At 46.1% G+C, this 13,513-nt stretch carries 11 protein-coding genes; 6 read left to right on the top strand and 5 right to left on the bottom strand.

Annotated elements, in window-relative coordinates; translation table 11 throughout:
- The first annotated feature begins 4 nt into the window (after window positions 1-4).
- From cobT to cobC, 3 genes are read left to right on the top strand one after another with little or no spacing between them, the layout of a single operon-like run.
- Complete coding sequence (gene cobT / locus HMPREF1534_RS14105; RefSeq protein ID WP_005937821.1) at window positions 5-1,042, top strand: nicotinate-nucleotide--dimethylbenzimidazole phosphoribosyltransferase; 1,038 nt, start codon at window positions 5-7, stop codon at window positions 1,040-1,042.
- Between the two features lie 2 nt (window positions 1,043-1,044).
- Window positions 1,045-1,794, top strand: coding sequence for an adenosylcobinamide-GDP ribazoletransferase (locus HMPREF1534_RS14110; RefSeq protein ID WP_005937819.1), 750 nt, complete (start codon window positions 1,045-1,047; stop codon window positions 1,792-1,794).
- A complete protein-coding gene (gene cobC / locus HMPREF1534_RS14115) occupies window positions 1,788-2,315 on the top strand; it encodes an alpha-ribazole phosphatase (RefSeq protein ID WP_005937817.1) in 528 nt (175 codons plus the stop codon). The genes HMPREF1534_RS14110 and cobC overlap by 7 nt, the downstream gene beginning before the upstream one ends.
- A gap of 20 nt (window positions 2,316-2,335) precedes the next feature.
- On the opposite strand, the gene cbiB is transcribed toward cobC, so the two are convergent.
- The 4 genes from cbiB to HMPREF1534_RS14135 are packed head-to-tail and all read right to left on the bottom strand — an operon-like array spanning window position 2,336 to window position 7,089.
- Window positions 2,336-3,283, bottom strand: a complete 948-nt coding sequence (gene cbiB, locus HMPREF1534_RS14120) for an adenosylcobinamide-phosphate synthase CbiB (RefSeq protein ID WP_005937815.1) — start codon at window positions 3,281-3,283, stop codon at window positions 2,336-2,338.
- The gene (locus tag HMPREF1534_RS14125) at window positions 3,265-4,284 is read right to left on the bottom strand and encodes a threonine-phosphate decarboxylase (protein ID WP_005937811.1); all 1,020 of its coding nucleotides are present in this window, start codon (window positions 4,282-4,284) and stop codon (window positions 3,265-3,267) included. The genes cbiB and HMPREF1534_RS14125 overlap by 19 nt, the downstream gene beginning before the upstream one ends.
- Complete coding sequence (locus HMPREF1534_RS14130) at window positions 4,277-5,764, bottom strand: cobyric acid synthase (RefSeq protein ID WP_005937807.1); 1,488 nt, start codon at window positions 5,762-5,764, stop codon at window positions 4,277-4,279. The genes HMPREF1534_RS14125 and HMPREF1534_RS14130 overlap by 8 nt, the downstream gene beginning before the upstream one ends.
- The gene (locus tag HMPREF1534_RS14135) at window positions 5,761-7,089 is read right to left on the bottom strand and encodes a cobyrinate a,c-diamide synthase (protein WP_005937804.1); all 1,329 of its coding nucleotides are present in this window, start codon (window positions 7,087-7,089) and stop codon (window positions 5,761-5,763) included. Before HMPREF1534_RS14135 ends, HMPREF1534_RS14130 begins: the two co-directional genes overlap by 4 nt.
- Window positions 7,090-7,254: 165 nt before the next feature.
- On the opposite strand from HMPREF1534_RS14135, the gene HMPREF1534_RS14140 reads away from it, so the two are divergent.
- A complete protein-coding gene (locus HMPREF1534_RS14140) occupies window positions 7,255-8,943 on the top strand; it encodes a putative transporter (protein ID WP_005937798.1) in 1,689 nt (562 codons plus the stop codon).
- 151 nt (window positions 8,944-9,094) lie between these two features.
- Here HMPREF1534_RS14140 and HMPREF1534_RS14145 read toward each other — a convergent pair whose 3' ends face one another.
- Complete coding sequence (locus tag HMPREF1534_RS14145; RefSeq protein WP_005937795.1) at window positions 9,095-10,975, bottom strand: heavy metal translocating P-type ATPase; 1,881 nt, start codon at window positions 10,973-10,975, stop codon at window positions 9,095-9,097.
- 227 nt (window positions 10,976-11,202) lie between these two features.
- Here HMPREF1534_RS14145 and HMPREF1534_RS14150 point away from each other — a divergent pair, with 227 nt between their 5' ends.
- Window positions 11,203-11,775 carry a Crp/Fnr family transcriptional regulator gene (locus HMPREF1534_RS14150; RefSeq protein ID WP_005937792.1) on the top strand — a complete coding sequence of 191 codons (573 nt, stop codon included), beginning with the start codon at window positions 11,203-11,205 and terminating at the stop codon, window positions 11,773-11,775.
- Between the two features lie 410 nt (window positions 11,776-12,185).
- Window positions 12,186-13,511, top strand: a complete 1,326-nt coding sequence (locus HMPREF1534_RS14155; protein ID WP_005937789.1) for a hypothetical protein — start codon at window positions 12,186-12,188, stop codon at window positions 13,509-13,511.
- Window positions 13,512-13,513 lie beyond the last annotated feature (2 nt).

Below are 13,513 nucleotides of genomic sequence, written 5' to 3'. Positions count from 1 at the left end.
GACCATGAAAACTTTCCATATCGAACTTCCCGACTTACAGATACGGGAAGCATTGATAGACAAAATCAATAACCTGACCAAACCAAAAGGTTCTTTAGGCGTACTGGAAGAGCTGGCATTACAAATCGGCCTCATCCAACAAACCCTCTCTCCCACTCTCCGCCATCCCCACAACATCCTGTTTGCTGCCGACCACGGCATCGTGGAAGAAGGTGTCAGCAAATCGCCTAAAGAAATCACCTGGCAACAATTGAGCAACTTCCTCCACGGTGGTGCCGGAGTTAACTTTCTCTGCCGCCAACACGGATTCAAGCTCGTACTGGTAGATGCCGGAGTTGACTATGACCTTCCTTACGAGAAGGGAATTATCAATTGTAGCGTAGGTCGCGGTACCCGAAGCTTTCTCCATGCCCCGGCCATGAGTCATGAAGAGATGGAGTTATGTCTGGAACGCGGTGCACAAATGGTAGATAAGGCATACGCCGACGGTTGCAACGTAATCAGTTTTGGAGAAATGGGAATAGGCAATACTTCCCCCTCCTCTGTCTGGATGCATTTATTTACAGGCATTTCTCTGGAACAATGCGTAGGAGCCGGCAGCGGACTGGATTCGGAAGGCATCCGTCATAAATACAATATATTGAAACAAGCAGTCGACAACTATCAAGGCGACGGCTCGGCAAGAGACAAGATTGCCTGGTTTGGAGGCTACGAAATGGTAATGGCTATCGGCGGTATGTTGCGGGCAGCCGAACTGAAGATGCTGATATTGGTCGATGGCTTTATCATGACCAACTGCATCCTTGCCGCTTCCCGGCTCCACCCGGAGGTATTGTCATACGCCATCTTCGGACATCAGGGAGACGAGGCAGGACACAAACTGGTACTTGAAGCCCTGCATGCACGCCCCTTATTAAATCTGGGACTCCGGCTGGGTGAAGGAACCGGTGCTGTCTGTGCCTATCCCATCATAGTCTCTGCCGTGACCATGATGAATGAGATGGACAACTTTGCCCATGCAGCCATCACAAAATACTTTTAACCATGAAACTCCTTGCCGCACTCATATTCTTCACCCGGTTGCCATTCTGGAGAATAACCGAAGTTCCCGCCGCTTATTTTAAGCGTGTGGTCGATTATTGGCCTTTTGTCGGTTGGCTCACCGGAGGAATAATGGCAGGCACGCTATGGCTCTCCGCCCAATTCCTTCCTATGTCTACAGCCGTCATCCTTGCTTTACTGGCACGCCTGCTTGTCACGGGTGCACTGCACGAAGACGGTTTGGCAGACTTTTGCGACGGATTTGGAGGCGGCACTTCGCGCGAGAAAATCCTTTCCATCATGAAAGATTCCCATATAGGAACATACGGTGTATTGGGACTTCTGTTCTACTTCGGACTCCTATGGAACCTGCTTTCTACCCTATCGCTTTCCTTGGCATGCATGGCCGTAGCGAGCGGAGACGCATGGAGTAAGTTCTGTTCCGCACAGATAATCAACATCTTGCCGTATGCACGCAAAGAAGAAGAATCAAAAGCAAAAGTCATTTATGACCGGATGAGCATTTCGACATGGCTACCGGCATTCATAGCCGGCGGACTCCCGATGTGGCTTTTCCTGAACAGGTCTTATTGGTGGGCAGCCCTTGCACCCGTTGCCGTCTTTTTCCTTTTATGGCAATTGCTGCGCAAGCGTTTGCAAGGATACACAGGCGACTGTTGCGGAGCCGCTTTCCTGCTGTGTGAACTATCTTTCTATTTAATAATAAACCTAATTTATACCAACTTATGGTAGTATACCTCATTCGCCACACTTCCGTAGATGTCCCTCAGGGAGTGTGCTACGGACAGACAGATGTCCCTTTGAATCCGACCTTTGAAGAAGAAGCCGCACAGACTTCCGCCCGGCTCAAAGGCCTTCAGTTTGATAAAGTATATATGAGTCCCTTAACCCGCTGTGTACGTCTGGCTACCTTCTGCGGTTACCCGGATGGCGAACGAGATGACCGTATCAAGGAAATCAACTTTGGTGACTGGGAAATGCAACGCTTTGATGAAATAACCGATGCCAACCTCCAGAAATGGTATGCCGACTATCGGAATGTGAGGGCTACAAACGGAGAGTCGTTTCAGGACCAATACCAACGTGTAGCCGACTTCCTGAATGAGCTTCGCCAAAAGCCATACAAACAGGTAGCCATATTCGCCCATGGAGGCGTATTGATCAATGCCCAAATTTATGCCGGAACAGTGAAACCCGAAGAGGCTTTCGGCGCACTGACTCCATACGGAGGTATCATTAAGATTGAGATATAAATTTCCCTGCGTTTCATTGCTTATAACGGAAGAAAAGGGTATGCTGCCATCAGACAGAGAATAACCCATATCACCATTATTCCCTCGGCAAACCGGTTTACCCGGACAGCAATACGCATATCTGACGAGTAAACCGGCCGATTATTATTGCCTATAAACGGTTTGTAAACCATCTCACCGAAATAATGATGAGGCCCCCCGAAACGGCAATTCAATATCCCCGCCAAAGCCGCTTCGGGATAACCGGAATTAGGACTTGCATGCTGATTACCATATCTTCCCACAAACTTCAATAAAGAAAGACGACCGGTAGAAAGTATCATCAGAACAGCTGTCAAACGAGCCGGAATATAATTGGCAATATCATCGATACGGGCTGCCCACCGACCGAACTGCAAATATCTTTCGTTCTTATATCCCACCATAGAATCCAACGTGTTTATCATTTTATATGCCAACATACCGGGAACTCCCAATAACAAATACCAAAACAAAGGAGCAATTACCCCATCGCTCAGATTCTCTGCCAAAGTCTCTAAAGCCGCCAGCCTCACCTCCTGATCTGTCAGTCCGGAAGTATCCCGTCCCACAATGCGGGATACCTGTCTTCTACCCTCCTCCAAAGAATGGTCGGCAGCCATAAAAACCATACGCACCTCATTGATAAGCGTAGTCCCTGCCAAACAATAAAAGATAAGAACGGCCGAAACCGCCACGCCTATCCAAAGATTCATAGCATATAATCCGTGTATCAATAATGCAGAAGCTCCATAAATGAATACAATAAGCACAACAGCCGTACATGCTCCTTTCTTCACCCGGTGTTTCCCTTTGTTCCATCGTTTTTCGCAAAAAGAAATAAGTTTGCCAAAACCTACTATGGGATGAGGAAGCCAGGAAGGGTCACCTATCAACTTATCCAATAACCACCCTGCCAACAATGGTAGGATTAATACAAATATGTCCATTTCTTTATAGATTCTATCAATTCATTATTCTCTTCCGGAGTTTGTGTAGCAATGCGAAAAAAATGCTCGTTCAGCCCTTCAAAATTGGATGCATCACGGATAAGGATACCACACTCTCCTGCCAAGTACTCCTTCAAAGCTGCGGCCCGCCCCATTCGTAACTGAACCAACATATAGTGTGTATCCGAAGCCCATACCTCCATTCCTCCTATTGCAAGCAGTGCTTCAGCCAATCTGTCTTTTTCCTTTAGTAACAATGATATATCTACATGATATTCTCCGGCATGCCGAAGCAAATAATGTCCTGCTTCAATGGCAAGCTGATTGACAGACCAAGGCATACGCTGCAAACGGATTTCACGCAATAAGATTTGATTTGCAGTCATAAAACCCAAACGGAGTCCGGGGACAGCAAAGCGCTTGGTCATGGAATGGAGCAGAATCACATTAGGATATCCGGCAGCTTCCCTGGCCGACAGCAGCGGTTTTAATGTAAAGAATTCATAAGATTGGTCTATTACAAAACAGCACTCCGTATGTCTTTCTATAAATGCTTTCAAAACGTCTTTATCCAATACACTTCCTGTAGGATTATTAGGATTGCATATCCATATCAGGTTTGTTCCCGACGGTATCATATCCAATGCGTAAATAACCTGTATCTTGTGGTGGTGAAGACGGCAAGCATCGGCATATTCACTGAAAGTAGGCATCAGGATGGCAGAATTTTTCCCCCTGAAGGTTTGGGCTATCAAATAAATGGCTTCCGTAGCGCCATTAGTCACACAAACCTCCTTCCCGTCCGACAGATGAAGCGAATGTGCCAATGCCTGTTCTAAAGAATAAGGCTCCGGTTCGGGATAACTTTGAATACTTTCCATCCGATGATAAAGATGCTCACGCAAACCATTATGATTTACATGATTATATACATTTGAGCTAAAGTTTATCCTTATCTTTTGCCCATATTTATAGGCATCATCTCCGTGTCCATCAATCATTTTTACACATTATTTGGTATAACAACGGCAGATTTAAGTGTTTGCGCACGTGTGCCGCCAACTTATCATATTGTTCTTCTTTATAGGCTTCATAATCCGGACTCTGCCGATGCAGCTTGTCAGCATAAGGCTCCAGCAGAAAATCGATGAAAACCTGATTATCAAGGATACCATGAATATAGCTTCCCATACATTTCCTATCGACAAAATAGCCATCCGCTTTTCCGTCTTCCAATTTATTCAATGGAGACACAGGAGAACCGGGTACAAGCTCAGTCTCTCCCATGTGAATTTCGTATCCCCGGCAAACTGTTTCATTATCCCGGAAATGGAAAGCCACCCGGCGAGTTACCTTCTCACCTTGCATGGTAGTTATCATGGGAAGCAATCCCAAACCCGGCAGTTGACGGATATCTCCCTCTACTCCATCGGGATCGCGGACTTCCATTCCCATCATCTGGTATCCGCCACAAATCCCCATGACCGAAGCCCCTTTGCGATGTGCACGCAAGATAGCTTGCGCCACACCATTACGGCGAAGTTCATATAAATCATCTAATGTACTTTTACTGCCCGGAAGTAATATGATATCCGCTTTTGCCAGTTCTTCCGTATTATTCGTATAGTAAAGATGCACACGCTCATCGCGTTCAAGCATATTGAAATCCGTGAAATTAGACAGATGACGAAGCAATACCACCGCCACATTCACCTTTCCTTCTATCGCCTGCATACGTTTATAATCCAGCACAACCGAATCTTCCTCCTCGATATGAATATCCTTATAATAAGGAACCACTCCCAAGACAGGAATACCACACAACTCTTCCATCATTTTTATACCCGGTTCGAAGAGGCGTATGTCTCCCCTGAACTTATTGACAATGATGCCTTTTATACGTTTACGATCTTCAGGCGTTTGCAGCATGACCGAACCATAGACGCTGGCAAACACCCCTCCACGATCAATATCCGCCACCAATAACACATCGGCACCGGCATAACAAGCCATCGGCATATTGACCAAATCCGTATCTCGCAGATTTATTTCCGAAATGCTGCCGGCTCCTTCCATAACAATGGGGTTATAACGGGCAGCCAAACGATCGAAAGCAGCATTGACTTCTTTTCTCAGCTCCTCGCGTCCCTCCTTGCGGAAGTATTCGTACGCATCACGGTTACCAATCGGCCTGCCGTTTAATACCACCTGAGCGGTGTGGTCCGAACTGGGTTTCAGCAAGAGCGGATTCATGTCTGTGTGACAGGGCACTCCGGCTGCCTCGGCTTGCACCGCCTGTGCCCGTCCTATCTCCAGCCCCTCGGGAGTGGCGTAGGAATTCAATGCCATATTCTGTGCCTTAAAGGGAGCCGGACGGTAACCATCTTGCTTGAATATGCGGCACAAAGCGGCTGTAATGATGCTTTTTCCCACATCACTGCCTGTCCCTGCCAGCATGATAGGGTGTAAGTTCTTATTCATTCTTCCCAAAGCTTTAATATGTCGGCTTCTCCCCAATACAAATGGGTATATCCGGCTATCACATTCTTATATCTGTACAAAGGAGTATTTACCTCCATTCCTCTGACGGTAAACTGTTTTGCCACCGAAGGAAGTGCGTCGGGCTCTATGATGTTGGAGTAATGGAACTCATGCCCCTTCAGTTCCAGTCCGTTATACTCTAACCGACGATACCCCAAATGCAACCTAGCCCCCACCATTGTACAGTCCAATGGCAAGACGCCCGCCATAGCATAGGCCGTTCCCCCCTGACGCGCCGTAAGTGAGCGGGTCAGGAACATCATTCCGCCACATTCCGCCAATACCTTCCCTCCTTCCTCGGCAAAAGTCTTTATCGCTTCCATCAGTTTCTTCCGACGGTGTAACTGGCGGGCAAAAAGTTCGGGATATCCCCCGGGAAGATACAATAAATCTGCTTCCGGCAAATCACTGCCATACACGGGACTGAAATAAGTAATATGTCCCAGCTCCGCCAGCCGAGCGATATTCTCACGATAAATAAAATTGAATGCCGGGTCGCGTGCCACTGCTATTTTCAGTTTTTTTGTACGGGGAGTGAAACTCTCCACCCCGACTTCGGAACTGTATGGCAATATATACCGACATGGGAAACCACGATGACAAATATTTAAAAGTTTATCAATATCCACATACTTTTCTACCAATGCTGCCGCCTGCTCTATCAGTACGTCCATTGCGCGTTTGGCAGTCAGTGTAAGTCCCAAATGACGCGATGGAATCTTAAGCCCATCTGTAAAAGGGAGATAACCCAGACACTCTACACCGGCATCGGCACACGCATCTTTCAGATAATTATAGTGAGGTAATGAAGACACCTGATTGAACACTACTCCGGCAATCTTCACATTCGGATGAAAATGCTTGAACCCATAAATCAGAGGAGCTACGGAATAGGCAGCAGAGCGTGCACTGACAACCAATATCACCGGAATGCCCAGCAGTTGCGATATCTCTGCACTGCTTCCTTCCATTCGGCTGTAACCGTCAAACAGTCCCATTACCCCTTCGGCAACACATACATCGGCTCCCTCTCCATACTTATTATAAATATGCTGTACATGCGTCCTCGATGCCATCCAAGTGTCCAAATTCACCGACTCACGGTCGGCTGCCAATGTGTGAAACTGAGTATCAATATAATCAGGGCCACACTTAAAAGGCTGCACCCGCATGCCTCGTTTCTTCAACGCACGCAGCAGTCCCATCGTGAAAGTCGTTTTTCCGCTTCCCGAAGTAGCGGCCCCTATAAGCAATTGTGGCTTCATCTTTTCAATCTATATTTCAAATCGGGTGCAAATATAAAATAAATATCTAACTTTGTGTCCGATTTTAGCAACACAATCCCTTTCCTGACTTTGTTTACCTTCCTGATACACATGAAAAACTCCCATTAACAGATATAGAATAATCATTTAATTAATTATATAATAATGGAACTTTTTAGAAATCTATTTGAAGGATACCCCAACCTGTGGGGTGGCGGAGTAGCACACTCCGTATTGATTCTTTCGCTTGTCATTGCCTTCGGTATCATGCTGGGGAAGATAAAAGTGGCAGGCATATCATTAGGTGTGACATGGATACTTTTTGTAGGAATCGTATTCGGACATTTCAATCTGAACCTGGATGAGCATCTGCTCCATTTCCTAAAAGAATTCGGATTGATACTGTTCGTCTACTCTGTCGGTCTGCAAGTAGGACCGGGCTTCTTCTCGGCTTTCAAGAAGGGAGGATTTACGCTGAACATGCTTGCCATGATGGTCGTATTTCTGGGAGTTGTCATCACGGTGACACTGCACTTCATCACCGGAGTGCCTATCACCACAATGGTGGGTATCCTGTCGGGAGCTGTCACCAATACCCCCGGACTGGGAGCCGCACAGCAGGCCAACAGCGACTTGAATGGCATTGATGCACCCGAAATCGCACTCGGTTATGCCGTTTCATACCCGCTGGGAGTGGTAGGCTGCATCCTTTCACTGCTTGCGCTGAAATATTTATTGCAGATTAAACCGAAGCAGGAAGAGGCAGAAGCAGAACGCGGTTTGGGACATTTGCAAGAACTGACCGTACGCCCCATCTCATTGGAAATCAGAAATGAAGCAGTAAACGGAAAAACGATTAAAGACATTAAACCGCTGGTAAACCGTGACTTCGTTATTTCGCGTATCCGCTACTGTAACGGAGACAAGCAGACAGAACTTGTCAACTCAAATACAATCTTTCATCTGAATGATGAAATTCTTGTCATTGCCAACCCGATAGACGTGGAGGCAATTACCGTTTTCTTTGGCAAACAGGTAAATGTGGAATGGGATTTTAAGAATAAGAACCTGATTTCCAGAAAGATTCTGATTACCAAGCCTGAGCTGAACGGAAAGACTCTGGCACAACTTAAAATCCGTAATGATTTTGGAGTCAGTATCACGCGTGTAAACCGTTCGGGAGTAGACCTTGTCGCCACTCCCCACCTGCAATTGCAGATGGGTGACCGTGTAAAGATTGTCGGCAGTGAACTGGGAGTGGCGCAAGCCGAAAAAATACTAGGCAACTCGATGAAACGATTGAATCACCCTAATCTGATTCCTATCTTTCTGGGTATCGCACTGGGATGCATATTGGGCAGTACTCCGTTCATGTTCCCCGGCATTCCCCAACCGGTTAAGTTGGGACTGGCAGGAGGACCGCTTATCATCTCTATTCTGATAAGCCGCTTCGGACCTCAGTACAAACTAATCACCTACACTACCATCAGTGCGAACCTGATGGTTCGCGAGATAGGTATCTCTTTATTTCTTGCCTGCGTGGGACTTGGTGCGGGTAAAGGATTCATTGAAACGATTATCAATGAAGGAGGATATATATGGATAGGTTATGGTGCCATTATCACCGTGCTGCCTCTGCTGATAGTGGGATTTATCGGGCGCTATGTTTTCAAGTTGAACTATTATACCCTTATCGGAGTATTATCGGGAGCAACGACCAATCCGCCCGCTTTGGCTTATTCCAATGACCTCACCTCATGTGACGCACCCGCAGTGGGTTATGCCACTGTGTATCCGCTCACGATGTTTCTGCGGGTACTCACGGCTCAATTACTGATTCTCTCGCTCGGATAAGCCGGCACAGTAACGGTCTATTCTTTCTGCAACACGGATTCCGCAGATTGGCTTCGGCTTCATTTCTGCGAAATCCGTGTTGCTTTTTTCCTTTCGAGAATCCCGGCAGTGGGTATTTTCTTTCATTTAATTAAAATCCCCCCAACCATTTCTACGAATGTTTTATCAGTCTGTTAATGCGCATAGCATTGAAAATAGCCAGCAGAGCCACACCCGAATCTGCAAAAACAGCTTCCCACAGTGTCGCCACTCCTACCGTTCCCAATGCAAGGATGGCAAATTTCACTAAAAAAGCCAATATGATATTCTGCCAAATGATGCGACGCGTGTATTTTCCTATCCTGACAGCCGTTACCAGCTTCGACAAGCTGTCGTCCTGAATAATCACATCTGCTGTCTCAATCGCTATATCACTTCCCAAACCTCCCATCGCAATGCCAACATCGCTCAATGCCAACACCGGTGCATCATTGATTCCGTCTCCCACAAAAGCCACACAATGTTTCTCGTCCTTCAACTTCTGAAGGCGGGCCACCTTATCGGCCGGTAATAAATCGCCATAAGCATGCCGGATATCCAGACGGTGTGCAATGTTTTGTACCAATGCGGTCTTATCCCCCGACAGGATTTCAAAATGCCTGATACCTTGTTGCTTCAATCCTCGAATAGCTTCTACCGCATCATCCTTCAGCTCATCTTCCATAACAACCACACCTGCATAAATACCGTTGCAGGCACACAGTATCAGGCTTTCGGGCATTTCATGCAATCCTTCCGGATAAGCTATTCCATACTTGTCCATCAACCTATAGTTGCCTGCCAGTATCTGTTTGCCACCGATGTATGCTTCCAGTCCGTACCCGGCAATCTCCGTCACCGCCCCTACCGGATAAAGGGTTGCCTGCTGCTGTTTTGCATACTCCACCACGGCTTTTGCCATCGGGTGGCTGCTCTTGCTTTCTGCCGATGCAATATATTTCAGGACTTCTGCCTCCGAATATATTCCCGCAGTCTCTATCCGGCAAACGCGAAAGTTGCCTGTAGTCAGTGTACCGGTCTTGTCAAAAACAAACGTGTCTGCTTTCGTGATGGCGTCCAAATAATTGCCCCCTTTGAAAAGAATGCCTTTGTGTGATGCCGCACCGATGCCTCCAAAGTAACCCAATGGAATACTCACTACCAGAGCACACGGACAGGATATCACGAGGAACACCAGAGAACGATACAGCCAGCTGGCAAACAGATAGATAAAGGATGGCTGCACCAATGAATAAAGAAACGGAAGCACCGGAATAAGAAATGCAATCCCGATAACCGCCGGAGTATAGTAGCGGGCAACCTTACGCATGAACAGTTCTGTCGGTGCCTTGCATTCGGCAGCTTCCTCCACCATCTCCAGCATACGTGCCAAGGTGCTTTGGCTGTAAGGTTTCGTTACACTCAGCCGAATGGTCTCATTTACCGGAATCATACCTGCCAGCACTTCACCGGATTGCCTCACCGAGCGCGGGAGACTTTCACCGGTCAATGCCGCCGTGTTGAATACTCCCACCTCATTTTGCAACACACCGTCCAAAGGGACTTTCTCGCCCACTTTTACTTCGATGGTTTCTCCTGTCTCTACCGCTTCGGGCGAAACAATCGAATATTGGCCTTTACGAAAGACAGAAGCTGTGCGCGGACGCATATCAAGCAGGGCACGAATATTGTCGCGTGCTTTGTCTACGGCGCTATCCTGCAACTGCTCGCCTACAGCATAAAACAACATTACTGCCACCCCCTCCGGATATTCACCAATGCAAAAGGCACCTATAGTAGCAATCGTCATCAGCATAAACTCACTAAAATACTCTTTCTTCATCAAATGCTCCCATGCTTCAGCCATGACAGGAAGGCCAACCGGCGCGACTGCCGCCAGAAACCAGACAAGACTGACATAAGGCAGTGCAAACCATGGCGTCTGTGCATATTCCAGCAGAACTCCCGCCATCAACATCAGAAACGAGAAGATTTCATTACGATACTGTTTCATATCTATTGTCTTATTTGTTACCGACGCAAAGGTAAACGAAAAAACATGCAAGTAAGTTGCAAAAAAGAAATTCATAAATATGATTCAAGAATACCTAAAATAAGGATTTTAATCCGCCCGGCAACCATATATAGATAAGGAAAGCAAAAATATGTCCTGCCCTTTGCCACATTGTGATGGGAAATACATAACTTTGAACACTGAATATCAAACATAACGATACGATAATGGAAAATATAATAAAAAAGATAAAGCAGGACTATCCGGTATCCGACCAAAGTATAGATTTGCTGGTCCCGTGCCTGAAGCCTCATCGCTTCCCCAAGAAATACCAATTGATAAAAGAAGGCATCTATTGTAAGGTGGCCTACTTTATAGAAAAAGGAATGACTCGTTCCTATTGGCTGGTAGACGGAGAAGAAATCACAACATCTTTTTCATGCGAAGGTAATATAGTATTCAGCATGGACGAACTATATTACAATAAGCTGAGCGAAGAATTCGTAGAGTCACTGGAAGATATGGAGGTTTATGAAATCTCACTCAGTCATCTCACCCATCTGTTCCGGACCAATATCGAATGGGCAAACTGGGGAAGAGTTATCCATCAGGATGAATACAGACGCCTGCACCGCACTCATAAGGAACGGCTCACCTTGCCTGCCAAAGAACGATATGAACAGATGAAAATACAATTTCCTGCCGTATGCGAACGTGCCAACTTGGGATATATCGCTTCCTATCTGGGAATTACTCTTCCCACACTCAGCCGCATCAGAAGTAACGAAAAAGAGTCCTGAAAAGAAAACAGCCTGTATTCAGGAAGATTGAATCTGCCTCTATAAGAATAAGCGTTTTCATCCTTTCGATTATGCCTGTCTATAAGTCGGATTACTACAGTCTTCGGCAATGGACTGTATAGTCTGTTGCAGTGAACCGTACAGTCCACCGTAACGGACTGTACAGTCTGCCGTAACAGACTGTAATAATCTTCCGTTTAAAAGGGCTTGGCTGACTCTAAGAAATGGCTTACTCTTTTCTTGGTTGATGATATAATATATTAATCCCCAAGAAAATAAGGTGACCCGTTATTACAATAATACCTACTCATTACCAATTCTTCACTGAACATTACCCATTTTTGGGTATTGCCCCACCCTTTAACTCCCTCTAACTTTGCAGCATCTTAAAATTATAAAATTTAAAGCAAATGAAGAGAAAGGTATTATTGTTTTCTATAGCCTTTGCAAGCTGTATGACCGGTCTATATGCCGAAAACGGCATTGACAAAGACAAAGAAAGCAACCGCACAGAAAAAACAACGGGAAAGAATGCTCCCCAAAAGTCAAGGCTTACGTTGGGGGGCTATGGTGAAGCTGTAATGACACGCAACTTCTACAGTGACAATATCAACCGCTACTCTAAAGCGGAAGATTATAAAGATGCCAAAAGTCATGGACAGTTCGATCTTCCTCATGTAGTCATCATGATAGGATATGATTTCGGCAAAGGCTGGACAATGGGAAGCGAAATTGAGTTTGAACACGGTGGAACAGAGTCTGCCGTAGAAATGGAACAGGAAGAAGTGGGCGAATGGGAAAAAGAGATAGAACGTGGCGGTGAAGTTGCCTTGGAACAATTCTGGATACAGAAATCATTCTGTCCTGAGTTCAATATCCGTGCCGGACATATTATAGTTCCTGTGGGGTATACCAATGCCCATCACCTTCCTAACGAATTCTTCACTGTATACCGCCCCGAGGGAGAGAACACAATCATGCCATGCACATGGCACGAAACCGGTATAAGTATTTGGGGACGCACCGGTGACTGGAGATATGAAGCCATGTTGATTCCTGCCCTCAATTCAATGCATTTTTCAAAAGACCAATGGATAAAAAATGGTTCGGGCTCCGCATTTGAGTTCACTCCGGCCAACAATTATGCAGTAGCCATGCGTATAGACAACTATTCCGTTCCCGGCTTGCGCATGGGACTGAGCGCCTATTACGGCCATAGCTTCAATAATACTCTTCAGGCAGACCAAGGCAAATACAAAGATACCAAAGGAGCTGTAAGCATTGCTGCATTCGACTTTGATTATAAGGGACACAACTGGATAGCACGCGGAAACATAGATTACGGGCACTTGGGAGATGCAGCGACCATATCAAAATATAACCGCGAACAGTCCAGCACATCGCCCTATAAGCGTACTCATGTGGGAAAGAATGCAGTGGCAGGCGGCATTGAAGCCGGATATAATGTATTCTCCCAAATCAGAAAGTTACGCGAATCGGGAGACAAACTCTATGTGTTCGGACGCTATGAATATTATGATTCTTATGTACCGGTCAAAGGAGCTACAAAATATTCGTGGACAGACCGCCAACGTATGGCAATAGGCGTTAACTATTATCCGATAAAAGAAATAGTTGTGAAAGCAGAGTATTCACAACGCTTCCTGAAAAGTCAATATAATAACGAACCGTCCATTTCTTTAGGTATTGCTTATGCAGGCTATTTTATAAAATAACA

The organism is Phocaeicola massiliensis B84634 = Timone 84634 = DSM 17679 = JCM 13223, assembly GCF_000382445.1.
GTDB lineage: Bacteria > Bacteroidota > Bacteroidia > Bacteroidales > Bacteroidaceae > Phocaeicola > Phocaeicola massiliensis.
The sequence above is the reverse complement of the archived record's forward strand: the minus strand, read 5'-3'. Positions and strand labels throughout refer to the sequence as shown.

Coding starts and splice junctions, on each gene's coding strand:
- cobC (WP_005937817.1), top strand. CDS start 1,788: ATGGTAGTATACCTCATTCGCCACACTTCCGTAGATGTCCCTCAGGGA.
- HMPREF1534_RS14145 (WP_005937795.1), bottom strand. CDS start 10,975: ATGAAACAGTATCGTAATGAAATCTTCTCGTTTCTGATGTTGATGGCG.
- HMPREF1534_RS14140 (WP_005937798.1), top strand. CDS start 7,255: ATGGAACTTTTTAGAAATCTATTTGAAGGATACCCCAACCTGTGGGGT.
- HMPREF1534_RS14125 (WP_005937811.1), bottom strand. CDS start 4,284: ATGATTGATGGACACGGAGATGATGCCTATAAATATGGGCAAAAGATA.
- cbiB (WP_005937815.1), bottom strand. CDS start 3,283: ATGGACATATTTGTATTAATCCTACCATTGTTGGCAGGGTGGTTATTG.
- HMPREF1534_RS14150 (WP_005937792.1), top strand. CDS start 11,203: ATGGAAAATATAATAAAAAAGATAAAGCAGGACTATCCGGTATCCGAC.
- HMPREF1534_RS14130 (WP_005937807.1), bottom strand. CDS start 5,764: ATGAATAAGAACTTACACCCTATCATGCTGGCAGGGACAGGCAGTGAT.
- HMPREF1534_RS14135 (WP_005937804.1), bottom strand. CDS start 7,089: ATGAAGCCACAATTGCTTATAGGGGCCGCTACTTCGGGAAGCGGAAAA.
- HMPREF1534_RS14110 (WP_005937819.1), top strand. CDS start 1,045: ATGAAACTCCTTGCCGCACTCATATTCTTCACCCGGTTGCCATTCTGG.
- HMPREF1534_RS14155 (WP_005937789.1), top strand. CDS start 12,186: ATGAAGAGAAAGGTATTATTGTTTTCTATAGCCTTTGCAAGCTGTATG.
- cobT (WP_005937821.1), top strand. CDS start 5: ATGAAAACTTTCCATATCGAACTTCCCGACTTACAGATACGGGAAGCA.